Consider the following 22064-nt stretch of genomic DNA (forward strand, 5'->3'; position numbering starts at 1 on the left):
GCGCATCCCCCGTGCTCCGCGAAACGACACCGAACGAGGTGAACGATTCCATGCCCCGTAACCAAAGATCCGCCGGCCGCCATCGCATGGCACGCCGCACCAAGGTCGCCACCGGCGCCATCGCGCTCTCCCTCGCCGTCGGCGGGATCGTCGTGGTGAACACGACCGGAACCCCCGACGCGGCCAGGGCCGACGGCGCGGACAAGTCTTTCTTCATCGACATCACGAAGGTCCCCCGCGGCACCAACGTCAACCTCGACCTCGCGAAACGAGGCGCCCGGGGGACGTTCACCGTCGACTGTGGCCGCAACGAGAACGGCCACTTCAACAGCGACAACTTCATCGCGCAGCCCGGTGTCCGCAATGGAGCCGCGCATCTGCACGACTACGTCGGAAACCTTTCGACCAACGCGGATTCGAACAACAAGAGCCTGCTGCGCGCGGGCACCACCTGCAAGAACGGCGACAAGTCCGCCTACTTCTGGCCGGTCGTCCGGATCAACACCGAGGAAGAGGAGGAAAACGAGAAGGCGAACGAGGAGAAGCTCGCCGCCGACCGCAAGAACGCGGCCAAGGACGAGGCCTCCCCACAGGCCGACTGTCCCGACGTGGTCAGCGAACTCGAAGACGTCCCCGACCAGGCCATGAACGCGGTCAACGAGGGCCTCACCAAGATCGACGCGGACGTCGACAACGCGAACAACCAGCTGGCGCAAGGAAAACAGGCCGGCCAGGTGCTCGACGAGCTGAAGAACAAGCGCAAGTCGTCGATCAAGAAGATCACCGACAGCATGAAGCAGGCGGGCAAGCCGGTCGCGAAGAACGACGACCAGCTCGCCGGATGCGCCGTGAAGCAGAACGGCAAGGGTGGCCTCGACAACGGCGGCGAGAACAGCAACGTCAACGCGGGCGGCGACGTCGAGAAGAAGAAGTCCGACGGCAAGGCCGCCGACCTGCCCCCCGCCAACGACAACAACGAGGTCGGCGACAACGAAGGCGAGATCCAGCGCCCCGAAAAGGTGGACCTGACCTTCACCAGCGGCGGTGCCCGCCGCGTCGTCGCGATGCCGAAGTTCCTGCGCGTGCTCTACGGCGACGCCAAGCAGAGCACCAACGGCCCGGCCAACGCCCGGCCCAGCTGGACCTGCACCGGCTTCGAGGACCGGCTCACCGAGCTGTACCCGATCTGCCCGCAGGGCAGCAAGATCGCTCGCGTCCACGCGTTCCCGAACTGCTGGGACGGGAAGAACACCGACAGCGCCAACCACCGCACGCATATCGTGTTCTCCGACCGCGACGGGCGATGCCCGCGCGGCTTCAAGAACGTGCCGCAGCTGCGGATCACGCTGGTGTACAACATCCCGCCGAACATCCAGGCCGCCGGGCAGTACGCGGTCGACGCGTTCGACCAGGAGAAACACAACCCGCGCTCCGACCACGACGACTTCGCGAACGTCATGTCGCAGTGCCTGATGAACCAGCTGGTGAAGTGCATCAACAGCGGCAAGCGCTGCAAGCAGTAGCCGCACTCACCTCTCGTGAGTGGTAATGAGGGTTCTAACCGTCATTACCACTCACGAGGTTTGGGTGGCTGGGTCCGGTTCCTGGCCCGGCGTAGGGGTACCGGGCCAGAAACCGGCGAACGACACGGCTTTCCCTCCCTGGAAGCCGGGCCGCCCGGTCTGGGGCTAAGCCGTCGTCGACAACCGGCTCACCCGGTCGAACACGAGCGGCGCCGGCATCGCCGGGTTCACTTCGGCCAGTACGGCGTCGGCGTCCAGGCCCGGCAGATGGATCCACGCGCTGTCGGCGAAATCCGGTGTGGTGACACTGATCCGGCCGCAGCGCGCGGGCGGGATCAACGCGACCCCGAAGGGCTCGACCACGTTGCGCCACACCGATTGCGAGACGATCATCCCGGCGCCGAACTTGTCACCGGTCGGATCGAGACGGCACCAGTAACCGACGGCGTCGTTGAAGGTCGAAGCGCACAACAGCCGGGTCAGCGTGATGTACGTGCGGTGGTAGCGGTGATTGTCCGCCATCGGTCCCATATGGACGGCCACCCGCGCCCGCATCGGTACGCGGGCGTAGCGGTTGCGGGACCGGAGCAAGTGGTCCAAATGGAACACGACCTCGCAGAGCTGCCCGACGGCCTGATCCGGATACGCGACCATCAGCCCGTCCCCGGTCTCCCGGAAGTGACGTGCTTCCCCCGGCGCGAGCCCGACCGCGGTGAAGGAGCGGGAGACCAGCGTCTCCATCTCGGTCTTCATCGGGTCCAGCAGGTCATCGCTGGCCTTGGACGAACCGACGATGTCGACGGCGAGCACGGCATGGGTGTTCGCGTTGTAATGGCCTGAGGTCAGCACCTGCATCTCTGCGACCCCTCCCCTGATCGGTGAAAACTGGCGGCAGGAAGCAGTGTTCCCACTCCTCACCGGAAGTTCTGTTCGGAACCGAACAGAACCTGACCTCACCATGGTCAACGCCAGTGAGCTAAGTCACACCTTTTTCCGTGATCACCCGCAATGCCTCGCGGTCGACGACGGTGATCGCACGGCGCGAACTGGCCACCACTCCCGCCTTCCGGAGCTTGTCCAGTGCCTGCGCGACCATGGTCCGGCCCATCGGGATGAACTGCGCGAGTTCGTCCTGGCTCAGCGGGATCCCGATCCGCCAGCCCGCCGGCGTCCGTATCCCGCAGACGTCGACCAGGTAGTCCAGCCGCGTCGCGACCCGCGCCACCGCCTGCGGTTTCCACGACTGCGTCCGCTGCCGTTGGGCGAGGACGAACCGGCGGGCGACGCTGACGAGCACCTCCCGCATCGCTGACGGATGGTCCAGCAGGAACCGGTTGAACTCGCTCGCCGCGATCCGCCGGACATGGACCTCCTCGATGGCGACGACGTCGGCCATCCGGATACCGCCGGCGATCACCGCGATCTCGCCGTGCAGATCACCGGGTACCCCGACGTCGAGGATGACCGTCGCCCCCATCCGGTCGGCACTGGTCACCTTCACGTAGCCGTGCCGCAGCAGCATGACGAAGTCGCCGGGCTCGCCCGCGCGCATCAGCGCCTGTCTGCTCTCGTAGGTCTGCGGGGTGCCCATCTCCAGCAGCCGGGCACGGACGGGTTCGTCCAGCCGCTCCAGGAACGGACGTTCTCTTTCTTCGGCGGCCTCCGGGCCCAAACCCACGAAACACCCTCCCAGGCAGTCGTGAACACCTATCGCGGAGAGTAACCGAATCGGCCACCCGATCCGGCGGCGGAACCGTCGTACGCGGTGAAGATGCCCAGCCGGACCAGCTCCGATCTGATCCACTCGGCAAGCCGGTGCAACGGCCCGTCTTCGGCCTCGACGAAGTAGCTGTCCACGATCTGGTGTCGCCTATCGGCGTGTTTCGCCGCGTAGAGCAACGCTGACCGTACCTCTGACACCTTCAGCGGAGCGACCTTGATCCCGGGGGCGGGCCGCACGGTGCTCTTGGCGGCCATCACCGCCAGCACGGCCTCCTCCAGGCTGAACCGGTGCTCCACCGGTACGACCACATGTTCCACGCCCTCGACAACCCGGCGCCCGATCAACGGCATGCTGTCAGATCAGCATGACGCACGGCCGTAGTCTGTTCGGCACCGAACACTCAGCGCGACTCAGCCTGGTTGGCCGCGTTCGACAGCCGCGATCGCGTCTTCGAGTTGTTCCCGGTACAGCATCATCCGCTGGACGAGCATCACCGGATCCGGGTTCTCGTCGCGGGCGTGCCGTTCCAGCTTCTCGGTGGTCTGCTTCACCGTCACCCGCAGTTCGACGACGGCCGTCGCGTGGTCACCGGCCCGGTCTTCGAGTTTCGCCACCGCGCGCCGGAAGGCGCTCGCGAGTTCGGTCTCGCCCGGCTGCACCTTTTCGATGGCCGTCAGCGCGCGGCCGAGCAGGCTGTAGTGGTCGTAGCCGGTGTCGGGCTCCGGCGCGCGGAACTCTCTCTTCTTCACCGGCCGCTCGGCGTTCAACACGAAGAACGCGACCTCGGCGGGGATCAGCACGGCGAGGGCCGCGACGGCGCCGAAGAGCCATGCCTGCGGATGCGGCAGGGTCACCGCGTGACCGAGCAGCCCGGCGATCACCGTGAGCACTCCGGTGACGGCGTGGAAGGGGCGGTTGTCGGGACCGGCCATGTCAGAAGTTACTGAAGACGTTGACGAACATCTTGTCGATGCCCTGCGGATCGACGGCCTTGTAGCCGCGCCTTCGACTTCTGCGCGATCTCCTCGAGAACGCGGCTGTCGGCCTGCGCACCGTAGGCCATGGTGAAGACGCGGACGGAGTTGTCGAGGCGCTCGGCGTCGACCGCCTGCAGCATCTGGTCCTTGGTGGTCCCGGCCGCGGTGTTCACGCCGTCGGTCAGCACCACCACGGCGTTGATGACGTTCGGGTCGAACTCCCGCCGCATCTTGGCGTTGGCGTCCACCACGGACTTGTAGAGTGCCGTATCCCCGTCCGGTTTCAGGCTCTCGACCAGCGTGGTCATCGGGCCGCGGACGTCCTTCACCTTGCCGATCGGCATCTTTTCCTCGTACCCGTTCGTCGAAAACGTCCACAGCCCGACCTGGTCTTCGGGATGCAGGTATTCCAGCTGCTTCTTGATCGCGGGTTTCAGCAGGTCGATCCGGCGCTCGGAGTACGGCTTGTCCTTGCGGGTCTTGTCGAACGGTTCGTTCATCGATCCGGAAAGGTCCAGCACCAGCAGGATCCGGCCGCGCCGCTGCGTGTACTCCCAGCCGTCCAGCATCTTCTGGATCTGCTCGCCGGTCGGGATCTCGATACGCCGGGACTCCCCGGTTTCCGCGGTGTGCGCGCCTTGCGCCAGCTTCGGGTTGCTCCTGCCTTCCGGATCGCGGAAGCCGAGATCGCGGAAGCGGTCCTGCTGTTCGGTTTCCCGCAGGAAATCGGAGAAGTCCTTCGCCGCCGCCCGCTGGTCCGGCGTGGCCTTGGCCGTGGTCAGGAAGGGATGGTCGATCAGCATCGTGCCTTCGCTCGGGTGCACGGCCACGAGCGGCCGGTTCAGGTCGACGGGCTTGTCCTGCAGCTGCTTCGGATCCCCGGTCGGCGCGCCGTGGTTGTAGAGGTAGACCATCTGTTCCTGCATCGCCATCGCGCTGATGTAGGGCGTGGGCTTCCGGTCCTCTTCGTACAGTGTCTTGAGGAAGGCCACCGAATCGTCGCTGTAGTAGGCGACCGACGCCTCGATCCCGCGGACGAACTGGATGGCGTCCGCGGTGTCGATCTTGCCGTAATCCCCGCCTGTCGCCGCGAAGTAGGTCGCGATGGTCGCGGCGAGTCCCGAGGTCGACCGGCGCGGATTGTCCTTGCCCAGCGTGAAGTTGCCCCATTGCGCGTACTGGGCACCCTTGGCCGCCCAGCCGCCGTTGCGGTTCACCTCGAGCACGTCCCGCCAGCCGACGCCCTTCTCCGGCCAGCCCAGTTGCCTGGCCATCGGCTCCGGCATCGCGATCACCATCGGGCTCGTCGCGAGAGAGGTCGTCGGGCCGTCGTCGATCAGGTCCCCTTTACCGCGCTGGCGCAGTAGATCGAGCCAGAGCGACGAACTCGGCAGCCAGACCTGGGGTTCGGGCTGCTGCGCGTCGATGTCGTTCCAACCCTCGGCGAGGAGGTCGAGCGCGGCACCCGAGGTCTTCTTGAACGCCTCGACCTTCGCGCACCGGCCGCCGTCGAACGTCCGGCCGGTGTTGTTGTACCGCTCGGCCAGTTCGTGGATCAGGTCGCCCTTCTCCGTGGAGGAACTGGCGACCAGCCGGATGCAGTCGCCCCTGTTCATGTTCGAGGGCGCGGTGACGACCGTCGCCAGCAGGACGATCACGAGCGTCCCGACCAGCGTTCCGAAGGCGAGCGAAAGCCAGCCTGATCTCCGCATGCGCGCCCCCTCGCCGTCGTAGCGGGCAAGTGTAGCTACAACGTGGTTCCCGGTTCTGTTTCCTCGGTCACCAGATCGTAGGTTTCGAAACTGAAGCGGGCGAGGGTACCCACCCAATTCCGATAGACCTGTAGATCATCGAAGGATTCGACGTCTAGCCGCCATTCAGGTGGAAAGGCGTCGGACAGTGATTCCCCTTCGGAAAGCGCGATGAAGGTCGAGCGCGCGGCTTCCGGATCCGCGACCAGCAGGGTCAGCAGGATCAGCACCGCCCGGTAGGGACCGTCGACGAATCGCGAAAGTTCCGCGTCGGGAATGCCGATGCGCACCAGCCGGTAGAGGTTGACCAGTTTCCGGATCTCCCGGGGCGTGTTCAGCCGTTTCCGCAGCACGTGGACGAAATCGCGTTCGACCTCGGTGAGCCGCAGCCGGTCCGGCCGCATGTTGTAGAACGTGGGCGGGGCCGTCTCCTTGACGATGACCTCGACCGGCTCGCCGCTTTCCCCGCGCTGGACGCCTTCCCCGTCCTCCCGCCATTCCTCGTGCCCGTGCGGTTCCGGTTCCCGGCCTTCGATCGGCATGAGGACGTCGATCAGCTCGTCGGCCGCGGCACCCAGGGGGCGCAGGGCGAACACGATCTGGAAGATCTTGTCGAGGTACTCCGCCCGTCGCGCCTCCCCGGCCCCGAACAGCTCCTCATGGTGCTGGTCGAGGCAGCGCGACAACCAGCGCGGATCGACGGCCACCACCACGACGAACGCGGGCAGGGCCAGCAGCAGGTGCACCGCGGCGAGCACTTCGATCACCTTCGACGGCGGGCAGCGGTCGAGATCGTCGATGTAGAGCACGATCCGCTCCAGCGGCGGTTCCCCCTTGCCGCCCGCCAGCTGCCATTCCTTCCGCGCGTCCACCAGATCCGCGCTCAGCCGCGTGAGATCGTCCCGGACGCGGGCGAAAACCCCTTGGTAGTCCCCGTATCTCCCGGTCTTCGCCTCTTCGATCAGCTCACCCAGCCGCGTCGCCGCGTCCAGCCGCCGGAGCCGTTCCTCGGTCTCCCGGACCTCGGTCTCGAACCGTTCCGCCCGCTTCTCGACGTCGTACCGCAGCTTGTCCAATGTGGACTTCACCGGCGCGAGCGCGGCCCTGGCGGTGGTGAGCGCCGGGGTCAGCACGGCGCCGAGCGCGACGACGGCCCCCGCCGCGGCGAGGATCGCGTTGTGCCACAAGGCCCAGCCGGTGATCGCGGCGGCGAGGCCGAGCATGCCGAGCACCGCGTACCCGGCGACGGCGAACCTCCGCCGCCGGCGTTCGGTCCGGTCCACTCCGGACACCAGGAGCCGCCAGCGCCAGGTGAGCGGGGAATCCGCCTTGACGGCCCGCAGGCTCGCGAGCCGGGTCCGCAGCTGTTCACGTTCGGCACGGACCTCGTCGGCGTCCGCGTGCGCCTCGGGCGCGCCGAGGTTGCGGAACAGGTGATCCACGAGACCGACCCACAGATGGTCGTCGTGGTACTGCCAGGCGTTGAACCGGATCTGCCGGATCTCGCCGGCGAACACGCTGTTCGCGGCGTCGCCCCGGGACCGGCGGGCCAGTTCGGCCACCCGGTCCGCCACCTGCCGCACGAAACTCGATTTACCGGAGCCCCAAGGGCCCAGCAACGCGACGCACAGGGGCGGGTTGGTCTCACGGTCGGCGATGACCGCGGCGAGCGTGCGCACGTCGTCCTGGAAGCCGATGAGATCGATCGCGCTTTCGACGTCGGGCGTGATCCGCGGCCGTGCCCGGCCCGGTTTGGGCTCGACGAAACCGGTGCCGTCGATCTGGTTGCCGAAGCGGTCCCACACCCGGATCGCGCGGTCGTCCCCGACCGAGATGATCTTCTCGTTGCCCGCGGTGCAGGCGATCGCGCGGACGTTTCCCTCATGTCCCTTGAGGAGGGTGTATTCGGCGGGGTTCTCGATGTCGCGGACATAGACCTCGCCGCCGGAATCGCCGGAGAGCACCAGCTTCCCGTCCGGACTGAAGGCCAGCGCCCGCACCACCCCGCCGTGGCCACGGAAGACGAGGGCGGGATCGCCCTCGCGGCCCCACAACCGGACCGTCTCGCCCTCGCCGGAGAGCACCCGCGCGCCGTCGGCCGAAACCGCGACCACGTGTACCGAGCCCGCGCCACCGAACCGGTAGTGGGTGACGACTTCCTCGTCCCACAGCCGCACGCCGCCGGTGTCGTCGCCGGCGACCACGACCCGGCCGTCCGGGGTCACCGCGACGGATTCGACCTCCGGGCCGCCGGTGCGGAGGCCGCGCACCGTCACGCCGTCCAGCCGCCGGACCTCGACCGTGCTTCCCGCGCCGGACACGGCGAAGTCCTTCGCCACCGCGACCGTGAGCGTCCGCTTGGTGGTCTGGACCTCCGCGGGGGCCGCCTCGCGTCCGGCGAGCCGCCAGCGCCGCACCGTCGCCCCATCGCAGCCGACCACGTACTGACCGGAGATGCCCACCGCGAGCACCGGCCGATCGTGCCCGCTCAATGCGAACCGCTGCACGCCGGTCTCCAGGTCCCATACCCGCACCGTCTTGTCCGTACCGCCGGTGACCAGCCGGTTTCCGTGCACGGCGACGGCGAGGATGGGTTCTTCGTGTCCGGTGAAACGTGCCGTCGTCATAGCCGCACAGTCTTCCGGTCACGTCAAGATCATGGTTAACGACAGGCGACTATCGGCGGGTTCCGTGACCGCCTTGACAGGTCCTAACATCACGCGGAGGCAACGGAGGACTACTCAGAGGTCCCTCTCGCCGGAACAAAGTGTCGACACTGCTCCGCAATTCCAGCACGCCTTAACGCGAGGAGTAAAACGTGCTTCGACGTACCTTCGCCGCGGTGCTCACCGGCGCCGCGCTCTCCCTTTCACTGCTCTCGGCGCCCTCCGCCGGGGCGGCCGAGATCATGGCGACCACCCTGACCTACGACGACAGCCAGGCCGCGGAGTTCAAGGACGTGGTGGCGGCAGGCGTCAACGTCTGGAACACCAACGTCACCAACGTCCGCATCGTGAAGGCGACGCCGGGGCAGCGGGTCAACATCCGGATCGTCGCCGACGACGGCTGGCCGCGCGCCACCCTCGGCCCGGTCCGCCCGGGTGGCACGGTCACCGTCTGGTACGGCAGGCAGGCCGTCCAGCAGGGCTACAACAAGGTCCGGATCGCGTCCCACGAACTCGGCCACAGCCTCGGCCTGCCCGACGTGAAGCCCGGGCCGTGCTCGTCGCTGATGTCCGGCTCGACCGGCGGGGTCAGCTGCGCCAACGTGAACCCCAACGCCCAGGAGAAGGCGAGGGTCCAGCAGAACTACGCCGGCACCGCCGTGCGGAACGCCGACAGCGGCAAAATTCTCGCGGAAGTCGGCTGATCCCGTGCCAGGGGGTGCCCGCCCGGCACCCCCTGGCCTGGGTGGTTCGCTAGCCGTCCGCCGTGATCGCCGCCGCCGGGCACACCTGCGCGGCGTCGCCGATCCCCGCCGGTTCCGGGTCCAGCAACCGGACCCGGCCGTCTTCTTCGTCCTGTCCGAACACCTCCGGCGCGGTCAGCACGCACATTCCCGCGCCCACACACCGTTCCCGGTCCACTTGGATCCTCATCGCGATCAGCCCCAGGCCACCGGGAGCGCGTACACCCCGTAGATGTCGGAATCCGTCCGCAGCGGGATCTCTTCGGCCGGAACGGCCAGGCGCAGCGCCGGGAACCTGCCGAGCAGCCCGGTGAAGGCGACCTTCATCTGGACTCGCGCGAGCTGCTGACCGAGACACTGGTGCACCCCGTGCCCGAAAGCGGCGTGCCCGGCGGCGTTCCGGCGGAGATCGAGCCGGTCGGGTTCCGGGAACTTCAGCGGATCGCGGTTGGCCGCCCCCGCCGAGAGGGCCACCACCTCCCCCGCCTTGACGACCTGGCCGCCGATCTCGACGTCTTCGAGCGCGGTGCGGACGCCCGTGTGCGCGATCGTCAAGTAACGAAGGAGTTCCTCGATCGCGTTGTCGATGCTGTCCGGGTCCTCGCGCAGGACGGCGAGCTGGTCCGGGTTGCTCAGCAACGCGAAAGTACCCAGCGCCAGCATGTTCGCCGTGGTGTCCAGGCCCGCACCCAGCAAAAGGAACGCGATGCTGGTGAGTTCCTCGTCGGTGAGGTCGGTGGCGGCCAGTTCACCGAGGATGTCGTCGGTCGGCTCGGCCCGTTTCGCCACGACAAGTTCGTAGAGGTAGCCGCCCAGTGCGTTGATGGCGGCTTCCTGTTCCTCCAACGGCGCGTCCGGCCGGTTCAACGGCGCGACGTTGCGCCGGAAGAACTCGTGGTCGGCGTACGGGACACCGAGCAGCTCACAGATCATCAGCGCCGGAATGGGCTGCGCGAACGCGGTCACCAGATCGGCCGTCGTTCCTTGTCGCTCCATCAAGTCCAGGTGTTCGACGGTCACCTGCTCGACCCGTTCGGTGAGCTGCCGCATCCGGCGGACGGTGAACTTGCCGGTGAGCAGCTTGCGGTACCGCGCGTGCTCCGCACCGTCCATCCTGATGAACATCCCCGGCTGCGCGGGCGGCATCTCCACCATCGCGGCCGCACCCGGCAGCGGCGTGTGCATCAGCTCCTGCCGGGCACTGAACCGCGGATCCGAGAGGACGGCGCGGGTGATCGCATGGCCCGTCGCGAGCCAACCTTCGTGGCCGTCGGGGAAGGTCAGGCGGACGAGCGGATGCTCGTCGCGCAGCGGGCCGAGTTCGGCGGGCGGGTCGAACGGACAGCCCTTCGGGCGTTCGAGGGGCAGTTCCGTGAGATGAGGTACTGACGTGGTCACAGCTGTTCCTCCCAGATCTTCAGCTATGCCTGAAGGCTACGTTGCATTCAGTCGACGCTCAAAGTTATAACCGGTGCTTTTCAACGTAATGGCTGGTAGATTTCTGGAAATCGTTGCAACGATGCTGTCGATGAATGCAACGATCCATTGCATTGACCTGCGAGTGAACGCACAGGAGGCGCCCATGCCGGGCGGCAGGCTGACCCTGGAGGACCGCCGGCTGATCGCGACCTGGCTCAAGGACGGCCTCGGATACGCCGAGATCGCCCGGCGCCTCGGCCGCCCGACGTCGACGATCAGCCGCGAGGTCGCGCGCAACAGCGGCCATTCCGGCTACCGCGCCGACGAAGCGAGCCGGGTCACCGGCGAACGGGCACGGCGCCGCAAACCGCACCCCCGCGCCGCCCCCGTCGTCACGAACGATTACGGGCGCGACCCGGAAGCCGTGCGCCGCTTCGAAGCGGACTTCACCGAGATGATGGTGGCCACCGGACTGCCCCGGATGATGTCGCGAGTGCTCGCATGCCTGTCCGTCAGTGACGACGGCGTCCACACCGCGGCCGAACTCGCCCAACGGCTCCAGGTGAGCCCCGCCTCGATCTCGAACGCCGTCCGCTACCTCGAAACGCAGGCCCTGCTCAAACGGGAACGCACCGGACGGCGCGAGCAGTACGTCATCGACGAGGAGATGCCCCAGCGGGTCTGGGCCGAAAGCGTCCGCGCGAACCAGGAATGGATCAAGATCGCCCGCCAGGGCGCCGAAGTCCTCGGCACCTCCACCCCCGCCGGGGTCCGCATGGACGATCTCTCCCGATTCCACGCGCGCATCAACGAAGTCATGCTGGACGACCGCGTCGCGGTCTACGTCGGTGACGCCCTGACCGTACTGGCCGCCCTACTGCACGCTCGACGCTCGCTGTCTGTTCCGGCTCTCGCGGCTGCGCTGGGGTGGGATGGGGAGCGGGTTTCGGCTGCTTTGCGGGTGGCGGAGGAGCATCCGCATGTCGCCGGGCCGGTGCGGGTGAATTCTTGTGGTGGTGGGTATCGGGCGGTTGCTTTGGTGGAACGGCTTACGGAGGAGCAGATGGCGGCTTTGGAGTCGTGAGTGGGGTGAGGGGTGTTGCCGTTTTTCGGCGATGGGAGTTTATTCTGGGGGTGCGAAGGGGACTGTCCGGTAGGGGGCCAGCGTCACTCCAACCGCCCAAGCCACGTCCAGCACCGCTGCCATCGCCGGGAAGGCGCCTCTGACAGGGGGCAGCTCGAACTGTCACCGTTTTTCGGCAATGGAGTGCGCCTGCTGGTCGGGAAACGGCTCGGTTTCAGGTTCGCAGAAGCTGTCGCCAATTTTCGGCGACGGGACTCCGGCCCGGTGTTGCTGTCGCCGCTATCCGGCGACGGGATCTTGTCCCGGGGGTGCAACAGCGAACTGTCCGGCAGGAACCGGCGCCGCTCCAACCACCAAGCCACATCCACCACCGCCACCACCGCCAGGAAGACGCCCCGACAGCAGCCAGCTTGACCTGTCGCCGCTTTCCGGCAATGGGTACCCCTGCTGGCAGGAAACGGCTCGGCTTCAGGCGCGCAGAAGCTGTCGCCAATTTTCGGCGACGGGACTCCGGCCCGGTGTCGCTGTCGCCGCTATCCGGCGACGGGATCTTCTCCCGGGGGTGCAACAGCGGACTGTCCGGTAGGAACCGGCGCCGCTCCAACCACCAAGCCACATCCACCACCGCCACCACCGCTAGGAAGACGCCCCGGCAGCAGCCAGCTTGACCTGTCGCCGCTTTCCGGCAATGGGGTACCCCTGCTGGCAGGAAACGGCTCGGCTTCAGGCGCGCAGGAGCTGCCGCCAATTTTCGGCGACAGGATCCTCTCGGCAGCGCAGAAGAGAACTGTCCGCCAGGGAACCACCACCACTGGGAAGCACCCCGGCAGCAGCCAGCCTGAGCTATCGCCGCTTTCCGGCAATGGGGTGCGCCTGCTGGACAGCAAACGACTCGGCTTCAGGCACGGAAGACTTTCGCCAATTTTCGGCGACGGAGCACGCCTGCCGGTCAGCAACCGGCGCAACTTCAACCGTCAGGGCCAGATCGGCCGTACTGGCACTGCCACGAACACAGCTAAAGAAATTCACTTCGACACTAGAGTGCGAAAGCGTACCTAGACTGTCGCCGTTTTTCGACGACGGGATTCCGCCCCGGCAGCACAGAAAGGCCTGTCCGGCAAGGAACCAAGCCACGCCAGTCACTGCCAGGAACGTGCCCAAGAGGTGCTCACCGTTCGCAGGAGGCGTCTGCCGATCAGGACACCGGCCCGAAAGCCCGGCTTGAGCTGTCGCCGTTTCCCGGCAACGAGGGCTCAGAACGGCGGCGGTTCCTCACCCAAAAGACCCTGCGGACGCGGCTCGTGAAGCGGCGGCGGTGTGCTGTCGAAGCTGTGCCCGGTCGGCGTGGTGACCGTCAACGTCCCATCCGACCCAAGCCGGTAACTCCAGCCGGGCTCGTCCTTGAGCCGATGATCACGACGACAGAGATCCACCAACTCACCGGCATCCGACAACCACGCCGTCGCGGTAGCCACCTTCATCGCACCGAAACCACACAACCTCCCCCGCTCCATCAACCCCAGAGTCCGCGGCAGCCACGTCGTCAACGCCTCGGCGGCCGCGACCATCGCACCCGCGTGACTGTCCACAAGAGACAACTCGAACGCCACCTCCTGCACCACACTCCGCGCACCCCACGATGACGGCTCAACTGAGCCAACGCCCGAAACCGCACCGCCTCCAACCGCGCGATCCCCGCCGACGCCGCCCGCGCCACAGCCACAGAATCCTTGTCATCCAACGAAACTACCGAAGCATTGACCAACTCCAAAACGGAAGGATCAGTAAGCTCTTCGAGAAGCGCCACCGGCGCCTTGAAAGTATCCACCCGACGAACATACGACCGACCACCGGCAATTCCCGATCACGCACACACCACAGCCGTTACCGTTTTCCGGCAATGGGGAGTTCTCCCGCGAAAGCCCTTCACATCACGTCCCGCACAACCATCCGCTCCGAAGCCCGCTCGATAGCCGCTTCCACCGCGCCGACCCGGTCCGCCAGCAGGCCGACCGCGCCGACCGCGCGGCTCATCGGGTCCTCGTCGTCCCCGCCGAGCGCCTGTGCCCTCAGGTAACCCGCCTTGACCTCCGTCCACCGCTGCGCCTCCGAGGCGCTCAGGCGGCCGCGCAGTTCGGCCAGTTTGAGGAGGTTGGCCTCGGCGCCCGAGGTGAGCGTCTGCGCCTCACCGGCGTAGTGGTCGTCGATCAGCGCTTCGAGTTCGGCGTCGTTCATCGCGGGCACGATCCGGCCGGCCAGCTTGTTCATGTTCCGGTACGAACCCTGTAGCTGGAACGGGGGTTCGACACGGGACGCGTCCGCCTGCGCCGCCGAAGCGATGTAGGCCTGGTTGTTCTTCAGCACGATCTGCTGCACCTTGATCAGTTTCCGCAGCACGGCGAGGATCTGTTCGAGTTCCGTCGCCGAGTACGCGTGCTTCAGCTGATCCGCCCGGACGGCACCGTCGCCGCGGGCCAGTCGCACCAGAGTGTCCACATCGGACCGTTCGCGCGAGACGAGTGGCGCCAGCACGGTGTTCGCGGTCAGCGAGTTCTCGATGTAGCTCAGTGCGAACAGCTCTTCCTTGCCCGACAGTACGTCGCCGAGGTTCCACACGTCCGCACGGTTGGCGAGCATGTCCGGGATCCGGAACCGCTTGCCCTGTTCGGTGTACGGGTTACCGGCCATGCAGACCGCGAAGCGCTTGCCGCGCAAGTCATAGGTCCGCGTCCGACCCTCCCAGACACCTTCCATTCGCCGCTGCGCGTCACACAGCGAAATGAACTTCTGCAGCAGTTCCGGCGACGTGTGCTGGATGTCGTCCAGGTACAACATGACGTTGTTGCCCTGCTCCAGCGCGAACGAGATCTTCTCGACCTCTTGCCGCGCGGTCGCGTTGGGCGCGTCCGCCGGATCCACCGACGTGACGTCGTGCCCGAGCGCCGGTCCGTTGACCTTGACGAAGACCAAGCCGAGACGGCTCGCCACGTACTCCATCAGTGTCGTCTTGCCGTACCCCGGTGGCGAGATGAGGAGCAGCAAGCCGGACTGGTCGGTGCGGCGGGCGTCGCCGGTCGCGCCGAGTTGTTTGGCGAGGTTGTCGCCGATCAACGGCAGGTAGACCTCGTCGAGCAGCCGGTTGCGCACGAAGGCGCTCATCACCTTCGGCTTGTACTCCGTCAGCCGCAGCCTGTCCCGCTCGGCCGCCACCAATTCGTTGCGCTGCCGCTGATACGCGCGGAAGCCCGGCACCCGGTCACGCCGGAACCGTCGCGTCCTGGCCAATGTCTCGTCGAGCCGCAGGGTCAGGGACCGGTTGACGATCCGCGGATGCGAACCGAGCAGACCGTCCACAGTGGCCGAAAGTTCCGCCGACGAGTCGTAGCGCGGCAGGTCGGCCAATTCGATCGCGACGGCCTCCGCCAGTTCGTCGCCGGGTAATCCAGCGGAGTCCACAAAGGACGAGAGCCAGGCTTCAGCGAGCTGATGACGATCGGCGAGATCGTCGAGCGCGCGCAGGTCTTCGGCGAAACTGCGCCTGTCGAGCCGGAACTTGTCGAGCAGTGTCCGCGCGCCGCCGCTGGTGACGAACCCGGGTGACGCGTCGGCCAATTCCTCGAACAGGTACTCGCCGGCGAATTCGAAGTCGAGCGACAAACCCGAGTTTTCGGCGAACTCGGCCATCGCGTCGGTGAATTCCCGTGCCAGCGCGTCGATCGCCGTGGTGTGCCCGAACGCCTCGCGCACCCGCGCGAGCGAGGCTGCCCGCGTCGTCCAGGCGCCCTTCGCCGCTTCTTCCGCGCCGAATGCCCAGAACAGTTGCGCTGCCGCCCTCGCGGCGGGCGGATAACGCAGCAAACCGGCGGCGGAACGCAGGCGCAGCAATGCCGAAAGGATCGCGGCGGCGTCGTGGTCGTGCACCCCACGCGCGTACCCCTCGTCGTAGCGGTCCCCCGCCACCCGCCGGACGACGCCGAGCAGATCGGCGTCGAGCAGGTCCGGCTCTTCGAGCAGGATCGACGTCGCGAGGTACTCGGCGCGGTAGACCTCGGGCGATTCCGAGACCAGCAACTGGTCCCAGTACGGCCTCGTCGCCTCGAACGACTCGTCCCGCACGGGAGACCGGTAGTCGGTCCCGGTGATCGCGAACTTCATCCCGCCCTCGTGCGGGACCAGCGTGAGATCGATGTCCTGGGTGTTGACCGCGAAGGTGTTGCGGCCGAGGCGGATCGTCTCGCCGCCCTCGCCGTAGAGGTCGAGCCGGTCGCGCAGCGCGCGGCCCGCTTCCTGGCGGGCGGCCTTGACTCGGCCTTCGAGTTCTTCGGCGCGCACCTGGTCGCCGAGGCCACGCAGTTCGGTGACGACACTGCGCAGCTTCGCGACCATCGGGTCGGAGGCGAAATAGGTGTTGATCTCGTCGACCGAACCGAGCGTGCCGACCCGCCGGGTCACACTCGCGAGGATCCGCTCCGCCGAATCGACCAGCCGGTCCGCGCGGCGCGCCCGCTCGTCGAGCAGCGCCTGTTTGCGCGAGGAGAACGCCTCGTAGACGTCGGTGCGCTTCTCCCCCAGCGACACCAGGAAGTCGTCGAACTCGCCGAACCGCGATTCGAGGTTCTCCAGCTGGAGCAGCAATCTGCCGAGCTGTTCGTCGCAGCGGTCGGGGGTGTCCGCGACCGCGAGCCCACCGGTGATCGCCTGCGCGAGCAGGGCGAACTCGGCGGCGAACTCGGCCCGGCCCTCGGTCTCCAGCAGTTCCTTTCGCCGCGCTTCGAGGGTGGCCCTCGCGCGGTTGACCCCGCCGATGACCTCGCCGACCCGTTCCAGGATCCGCGTCCGCACCACGGCGTCCGCGATCTCCAGTCCGCCGACGACGTCGGTGAGGACTTCGAGCCCGCCGGACTGCTCGTCCAGCCGTTCGGCGACGGGAACCGCTTCGGCGACGGTGGAGATCGCGCCCGCGGCGGCGATCAGCCCGTCGACCTCGGCGTGGTAGCCGGTGAACGCGTCCTCGCCCTGCAGGAACCGCACGGCCCGCTGCGCGGCCTCGCCGAATTCCGTGTCGAGGTCGGCGATCAGCTTGTCCACGCGGCCGGTGTCGACATAGCGCAGTTCCCGCACGGTGACGAGATGTCCTCGCGCGCGGTGCATTTCGGCGAGGCGCCGCACCCACGCGTCGGCCGCGTTCAGTGCCTCGCCGCGGACCCTGCGCACGAGCGACGCGGTTTCCGCGGCCGCCTCGTCGACGGCTTCGGCCGCCTGCGCGGTGAGCGAGGTGACCGTCTCGAACTCGTCGAGCACCTGTTCCGCGGTGACCCGAACCTCCGAAAGCGGCGACCGCAGATCACCGAGTTCGGCCTCGCCAAGCCAGTGATAGTGGTCGAAAACCCGGGAGCACGCGGCGATCAGGGCCTCGAACACCGCCGCCGACGGCGCCATCTCGTCGACCATCCGGCCGATCGAGAGGCAGTCGGAGATCCCGCGGACCAGATCCGCGTTGCCGACGCGCTCCAGCGGCCCTGTCCCGGCCGGCTGCGACGCGGCGTAGGTGTCGGACTGGAACGGCGTCCGCCACACCTGCATCGGGTGCACGCGGCTCGGCTCGTCGGACAGCGCCCGGAACAGCACCATCGTGCCGTCGTCGAACAGCGAGTACCCGTGACACGGGATCGGGTTCGAGACCTCTTTGCGGATCACGTTGTACGGCAGGAGAAGCGTGCGACCCTCGGCCCGCGCGTGGAAGACGTAGAGCACGTCCTCCCCGTTGGGCGAGCGGATCACGCGCTCGAATTCGAGACCGTCCACAGTGGTGTCGAACGTCTTGCTGACACCGGTGTCGAGGTAGTAGCCGCCGGGGAAGATGATCCCGTGGTCCTCGGGCAGCCGCTGGCACGCCTGCCCGATCCCGTCGAGGCGCACGACGTCGCGCGTGCGGGTGTTGAACACCAGGTACCGGTACTCGGTCTCCTTGTAGGGCAACATCCGCAGCAGGATCAGCGGACCGATCCTGGCGTAGGAGACCTCGGCGTCGGCCAGGCTCTGCAGTGGCTCGTCGACCGGTTCGGAGTAGACGCCCTCGCCGGTTTCGGTGTTGTTCTCGACCTTGATCGTCAGGTTGCCGCCGACGGTCTCGACGAACACCTCGTCCTCGATCGAGATATGCGGATGCCGCCCGAGGACATGCTGCTCGCGGCTGGTCTCGAACCATTCGAAGTCGTGCGACGGCGGGAAGACGTGGTCACGTTCACCCCGGCTGTCTACATAGGACACTGTGCCGTCGGCGGCGATCCCCCAGCGCAGCACGCGGATGTCCTCGGTCCGCGGACCGATCTGGAACACCGCGAGCAGCTTGCCCTCGACCCGCCGCAGCTGCAGCAGCTTCGCCTGCCGGTAGTACCGGTACAGCTCGGCGAAGTCGCGGACGAACTGCTCGTCGCGCAACAGCCCCGGCAGTTCTTCGGACGGCACGTCGTCGAAGCGGAAGGCCTCTTCGTCGTGGCTGAAGCCGTGCAGTGAGAAGACGTCGTCGACCGTCGTCTCGGGTTTGAGCCCGATGAAGACGTTGTAGCCGAACAACATCCGCCCGCCGACCGAGACGACGTCCCTCGGCACGCAGTTGTTCGCGGTCCGGATCCGCTCGGTGCCGATCAGCGCGAGCTGCGCGCTGCCGAAGACCCCCAGCCGGGCCGTGTTGAGTTCGTCCGCGCGTTTGGCCAGTTCGGCGGCCTGTGCGGCGAGCCGGGCGCGGAGCACCTCATAGGTGCCCGCGTCCAGCTGCTCCGTTCCTGCCGCCGGTTCGGTCGTCGTCACTGCTTCGCGGGGGCGAGGGCGGCCGCGGACGTGTCGGCGAGGCCGAGCCGCTGCGCCATCGACAGCAGCTCACGCAGCTTGTCGCTGTCCGGGCCGCCCGCCTGCAGCTGCTTGGCCAGGAAGGCCGACAGCGTCAGGTTCTTCACGTCCTCCGTGCTCACCGAACCGACCAGCTTCGTCAGGTCGTCGGTGAAGCTGCCCGAACCGTCGAGCCACGACTTCCCGAGCGTCTGGACGACGTCGGAGTGCTCGACGAATCCGTCCACGCTCTTGGCGAGCCCGATCGAGCCGATCACCTTCTCGAAGAACATCGTCTCGCCGCCGACGATGTCGATGTCGGCCTTCTCCAGCCCGATCCCGAGGACCGTGGCCTGCGCCTCGGCGACCTCACGCTGCACGTTGAGCGCGGCGAGCCGGATCTCCTTCTCGGCTTCCAGGCGCAGGCGGTATTCCTCGTGCTCGCGGCTGGCGCTGTCGAGCGCGGCCATCGCGGCGGCCTTCTCGGTGAGACCTTCGGCCTCGCCCTTGAGCTTGTCGCGCATCCCGTCGGCGAGCACGATCGCCTTCTCGCGCGCGACGATCGCCTCGGCCCGGCCGACCTTCTCCAGCGCGTCGGCGTCGCGTTCCTTGACCTGCGCCGCGGCCAGCCCGACGGCGGCCTCCTCGGCCTGGATCCCCTCGGCCAGGCGGATCTTGGCGCGGGTCTCCAGTTCGGCGGTCTGCTGGCGTGCCTCGGCCAGCGTCAGTTCCTCGCGGGCCTTGTGCTTCGAGGCCGCCTCGGCGGCTTCCGCGGCCTTGATGTCCTTGACCAGGCTTTCCTGCGCTTCTGCCTCGGCCCTGATGATGATGGCCTCGCGCTGGCGCTCCGCCTCCTCGACGACACGGAGCTTCTTGATGATCTCTTCCTGCTCCGCCACGGTCTTCTCGACCGCGATCCGCTCGCGGATCACCTCGGCGATCGAGCGCTTCTCGGTCTCGACCTCCTTGTCCTTGGCGATCCGGGACAATTCGGTCTCGCGTTCGCGGCCGATGACCTCAAGCAGGCGATCCTTCTCGATACGCTCGCTCTCGATGGCGATGACGCGCTAGCGGTTCTTGCCCGCGACCTCGATCTCGCGCTGCTGGTTCTGGTGCTGGATACCCAGCTGCTCGTCCGTGCGCAGTCCGGCGGCCTGCGACTTGAGCCGCTCCTCGGCCTGGACCTTGGCGATCTCCGCCTCTTCGCGCGCCCGCATGGTCTCGACCTCGCGGCGCTGCTTGATCTCGGCGTCGGCCTGCCGCCGCTCCAGTTCGAGGATCGCCTCCCGGGCGTCCACGTTCTGACGGGTGATCTCTTTTTCCTCACCGCGGCGGAATTCGTTGGTGCGCACGTGCTCGATCGCGGTCAGCTCGGTGATCTTGCGGATACCCTGCGCGTCGAGGATGTTCGCGGAATCGAGCTGCGCCATCGGCGTCTGCTCGAGGTAGTCGATGGCCGCGTCTTCGAGGCTGTACCCGTTGAGGTCGGTGCCGATGACGCGGATGATCTGGTCGCGGAACTCGTGGCGTTTGGTGTAGAGGTCCACGAAGTCGAGCTGCTTGCCGACGGTCTTCAACGCCTCGGAGAACTTGGCGTTGAACAGCTCCTGCAGGGTCGCCTCGTGGCTGGCCCGTTCGGTGCCGATCGCCTGCGCCACCTTGATCACGTCCTCGACGGTCTTGTTGACCCGCACGAAGAACGAGATCCGGATGTCGGCGCGGATGTTGTCCCGGCAGATCAGGCCTTCCCGGCCGGTGCGGGTGATCTCCATCGCCTTGACCGAGGTGTCCATGATCTCGGCCTTGTGCAGCACCGGAAGGACGATCGCGCCGGTGAACGTGACGTCGACGCGGCGGACCTTCGAGATGATCAGCGCCTTCCCCTGCGGCACCTTCTTGAACAACCTGGTGATGGTGAAGAGCAAGACCAGGAGGATGACAACTATCACGGCGATCAGAACGCCGGCCCCCACGCTGATGGCACCCATAGTGTTCCTTTTCTGCTTCAGATGTCCAAGGACTCGACCCAGAAGAACTCGCCTTCGGAGTCGTAGTCATAGAGAACTACGCGGCTCCCCGCCGTGAGGTTGCCTTCGCCCGCCTGGCGAACGTCCACAATGGCCGTCGACCCGTCGGCGGCGGCGACCTCGGCCTGGCCGAAGTCGTGGGTCACCGACGAGGTCCGGATGACCGCGGCGCGGCCGACGAAGTCCATCCTGCTCGGCTCCTTCGCGGAACCGAAGACGCGGCGCAGCGGCACTATGACCGCCCTCGTCCCGAGCGTGCCGAGCACGAGCGCGACGACGAGCACGCCCGTCCCCAGGCCGATCCTCGAAGGTGTCGAAAGCTCCAGATCATCGAGAAGAACCGTCCCTGCCAGGCTGGCGAACCAGGTGAATGCGATCAGCAAAGAGAGCGAAATCGACAGCGGGACCCCACCGAAGCCCGCCAGGAGCCCGTCGCCGCCGTCGAAGTCTTCGGTGTCGACGGCGCCGAGCAGTGCCAGCAGCCAGTAGCCGATCACGACGATCAGCAGGAAGCTGAAGAGCACGGCCGGGAACCCCAGAGCCGCGGTGACGAACCCGCCCATCGCCGTCGTTCCCTCCCCCATTACCCCGGGTCAGGACTATAACCAGCGCGTGACGCCCGGCGGGCTGTTTTCGGCTACGAGTGGGTCACGGTGTGCGCAACCGTGCGGCACCGCCTTGCGCCCGCATTTAGTCCTCTGGATGCGGAGCGAGAGCGGCGGCGGAGCGAGGGGCGAGAGGGGTTACGCCGACCGGCGGCGTCGACGCCATCCGGTTGGACCTGTCGCCGCCCCGGGAGCGAGCCCTACTCTCCAGTATTGAGAGTGACACAGGACACACCACGGTCTTGGGAGGCTCCATGGGGTGGCACGTTCGCGAAGTGATCGACGAGGATCAGCGCGAACGGCGGATCCGCCATGTCACCCGATGCCTGAGTTGCACGCTCACCTGTGTCCATTGTGGACTCCCGACGCGTTTTTCCCTTCCCCCAGGGCATCCCGGCCTCGGCGTCGTCGAGCACCTGCCCGGCGTGACCACGCCCGGCCTGCCGGACCTCGCCCTCCTGCACCGGTTCTGCCGGGACAACCTCACGACGGAAACCGGCGTCGCCCTCAGACGCGCCTACCTCGGACTGGCGACCGAACTCTTCGAAGCGGGGCGGCGGATCCGCTGCCACCAAAGGCGAAGTCACCAAAGACTCGGCGTGCACCCGCCACGGCCGGGACATCTCGAGGTCTACCGGAAACGGTGGCGAGTGGCCAAAATGCGGTACGCCTGCAAGGCGTGCCGGTACTACACCGGCTCTCACTGAGCCGATTCTCC

At 67.2% G+C, this 22064-nt stretch carries 17 protein-coding genes; 4 read left to right on the forward strand and 13 right to left on the reverse strand.

From position 1 onward, the window contains the following. The first annotated feature begins 86 nt into the window (after window positions 1-86). Entirely contained in the window at window positions 87-1523 is a 1437-nt protein-coding gene (locus SD37_RS34335) for a DUF1996 domain-containing protein (protein WP_145926802.1), read from the forward strand. Window positions 1524-1688: 165 nt separating this feature from the next. Here the strand turns inward: SD37_RS34335 and SD37_RS34340 are convergent, their stop codons facing one another. From SD37_RS34340 to SD37_RS34365, 6 genes are all read right to left on the reverse strand, one after another. Continuing rightward, window positions 1689-2378: a hypothetical protein gene (locus SD37_RS34340; RefSeq protein ID WP_044856257.1), complete on the reverse strand. Its 690-nt coding sequence runs from the start codon at window positions 2376-2378 to the stop codon at window positions 1689-1691. A 121-nt stretch (window positions 2379-2499) separates the two neighbouring features. Beyond that, window positions 2500-3201, reverse strand: coding sequence for a Crp/Fnr family transcriptional regulator (locus SD37_RS34345; protein ID WP_037307965.1), 702 nt, complete (start codon window positions 3199-3201; stop codon window positions 2500-2502). Window positions 3202-3230: 29 nt separating this feature from the next. Beyond that, complete coding sequence (locus SD37_RS34350; protein ID WP_037307962.1) at window positions 3231-3596, reverse strand: hypothetical protein; 366 nt, start codon at window positions 3594-3596, stop codon at window positions 3231-3233. A gap of 60 nt (window positions 3597-3656) precedes the next feature. Next, window positions 3657-4178, reverse strand: a complete 522-nt coding sequence (locus tag SD37_RS34355) for a hypothetical protein (protein ID WP_044856258.1) — start codon at window positions 4176-4178, stop codon at window positions 3657-3659. Window positions 4179-4186: 8 nt separating this feature from the next. Next, window positions 4187-5935, reverse strand: coding sequence for a substrate-binding and vWA domain-containing protein (locus tag SD37_RS34360; RefSeq protein ID WP_236725185.1), 1749 nt, complete (start codon window positions 5933-5935; stop codon window positions 4187-4189). Window positions 5936-5970: 35 nt separating this feature from the next. Next, the gene (locus tag SD37_RS34365; protein WP_044856259.1) at window positions 5971-8601 is read right to left on the reverse strand and encodes a P-loop NTPase fold protein; all 2631 of its coding nucleotides are present in this window, start codon (window positions 8599-8601) and stop codon (window positions 5971-5973) included. 191 nt (window positions 8602-8792) lie between these two features. Between SD37_RS34365 and SD37_RS34370 the strand changes: the two genes are divergently transcribed. Then, entirely contained in the window at window positions 8793-9344 is a 552-nt protein-coding gene (locus tag SD37_RS34370; protein WP_044856260.1) for a snapalysin family zinc-dependent metalloprotease, read from the forward strand. Between the two features lie 49 nt (window positions 9345-9393). Here the strand turns inward: SD37_RS34370 and SD37_RS34375 are convergent, their stop codons facing one another. Together SD37_RS34375 and SD37_RS34380 are read right to left on the reverse strand one after the other, a co-directional pair. Then, entirely contained in the window at window positions 9394-9573 is a 180-nt protein-coding gene (locus SD37_RS34375; RefSeq protein WP_044856261.1) for a ferredoxin, read from the reverse strand. A 5-nt stretch (window positions 9574-9578) separates the two neighbouring features. Then, window positions 9579-10781 (reverse strand): cytochrome P450, encoded by a 1203-nt coding sequence (locus tag SD37_RS34380; RefSeq protein WP_044856262.1) that lies wholly within the window; start codon window positions 10779-10781, stop codon window positions 9579-9581. 184 nt (window positions 10782-10965) lie between these two features. Between SD37_RS34380 and SD37_RS34385 the strand changes: the two genes are divergently transcribed. Next, window positions 10966-11886 carry a helix-turn-helix domain-containing protein gene (locus tag SD37_RS34385; protein WP_044856263.1) on the forward strand — a complete coding sequence of 307 codons (921 nt, stop codon included), beginning with the start codon at window positions 10966-10968 and terminating at the stop codon, window positions 11884-11886. Window positions 11887-13139: 1253 nt separating this feature from the next. On the opposite strand, the gene SD37_RS34390 is transcribed toward SD37_RS34385, so the two are convergent. From SD37_RS34390 to SD37_RS34405, 5 genes are all read right to left on the reverse strand, one after another. Next, the gene (locus SD37_RS34390; RefSeq protein ID WP_044856264.1) at window positions 13140-13508 is read right to left on the reverse strand and encodes a hypothetical protein; all 369 of its coding nucleotides are present in this window, start codon (window positions 13506-13508) and stop codon (window positions 13140-13142) included. 304 nt (window positions 13509-13812) lie between these two features. Continuing rightward, window positions 13813-18696, reverse strand: a complete 4884-nt coding sequence (locus SD37_RS34395; protein WP_044856265.1) for a DNA repair ATPase — start codon at window positions 18694-18696, stop codon at window positions 13813-13815. Then, on the reverse strand, window positions 18693-19703 hold the full coding sequence (locus SD37_RS44005; RefSeq protein ID WP_236725186.1) for a coiled-coil domain-containing protein: 1011 nt from the start codon (window positions 19701-19703) through the stop codon (window positions 18693-18695). The genes SD37_RS34395 and SD37_RS44005 overlap by 4 nt, the downstream gene beginning before the upstream one ends. 78 nt (window positions 19704-19781) lie before the next feature. Further along, on the reverse strand, window positions 19782-20702 hold the full coding sequence (locus tag SD37_RS44010) for a flotillin family protein (protein WP_236725187.1): 921 nt from the start codon (window positions 20700-20702) through the stop codon (window positions 19782-19784). Between the two features lie 17 nt (window positions 20703-20719). Continuing rightward, entirely contained in the window at window positions 20720-21304 is a 585-nt protein-coding gene (locus tag SD37_RS34405; protein WP_044856266.1) for a hypothetical protein, read from the reverse strand. A gap of 296 nt (window positions 21305-21600) precedes the next feature. On the opposite strand from SD37_RS34405, the gene SD37_RS34410 reads away from it, so the two are divergent. After that, on the forward strand, window positions 21601-22053 hold the full coding sequence (locus SD37_RS34410; protein WP_044856267.1) for a hypothetical protein: 453 nt from the start codon (window positions 21601-21603) through the stop codon (window positions 22051-22053). Window positions 22054-22064 lie beyond the last annotated feature (11 nt).

This window comes from Amycolatopsis orientalis (assembly GCF_000943515.2).
GTDB classification, from domain to species: domain Bacteria; phylum Actinomycetota; class Actinomycetes; order Mycobacteriales; family Pseudonocardiaceae; genus Amycolatopsis; species Amycolatopsis orientalis.

Coding starts and splice junctions, on each gene's coding strand:
- SD37_RS34335 (WP_145926802.1), top strand. CDS start 87: ATGGCACGCCGCACCAAGGTCGCCACCGGCGCCATCGCGCTCTCCCTC.
- SD37_RS34340 (WP_044856257.1), bottom strand. CDS start 2,378: ATGCAGGTGCTGACCTCAGGCCATTACAACGCGAACACCCATGCCGTG.
- SD37_RS34350 (WP_037307962.1), bottom strand. CDS start 3,596: ATGCCGTTGATCGGGCGCCGGGTTGTCGAGGGCGTGGAACATGTGGTC.
- SD37_RS34355 (WP_044856258.1), bottom strand. CDS start 4,178: ATGGCCGGTCCCGACAACCGCCCCTTCCACGCCGTCACCGGAGTGCTC.
- SD37_RS34360 (WP_236725185.1), bottom strand. CDS start 5,935: ATGCGGAGATCAGGCTGGCTTTCGCTCGCCTTCGGAACGCTGGTCGGG.
- SD37_RS34365 (WP_044856259.1), bottom strand. CDS start 8,601: ATGACGACGGCACGTTTCACCGGACACGAAGAACCCATCCTCGCCGTC.
- SD37_RS34375 (WP_044856261.1), bottom strand. CDS start 9,573: ATGAGGATCCAAGTGGACCGGGAACGGTGTGTGGGCGCGGGAATGTGC.
- SD37_RS34385 (WP_044856263.1), top strand. CDS start 10,966: ATGCCGGGCGGCAGGCTGACCCTGGAGGACCGCCGGCTGATCGCGACC.
- SD37_RS44010 (WP_236725187.1), bottom strand. CDS start 20,702: ATGGGTGCCATCAGCGTGGGGGCCGGCGTTCTGATCGCCGTGATAGTT.
- SD37_RS34405 (WP_044856266.1), bottom strand. CDS start 21,304: ATGGGCGGGTTCGTCACCGCGGCTCTGGGGTTCCCGGCCGTGCTCTTC.
- SD37_RS34410 (WP_044856267.1), top strand. CDS start 21,601: ATGGGGTGGCACGTTCGCGAAGTGATCGACGAGGATCAGCGCGAACGG.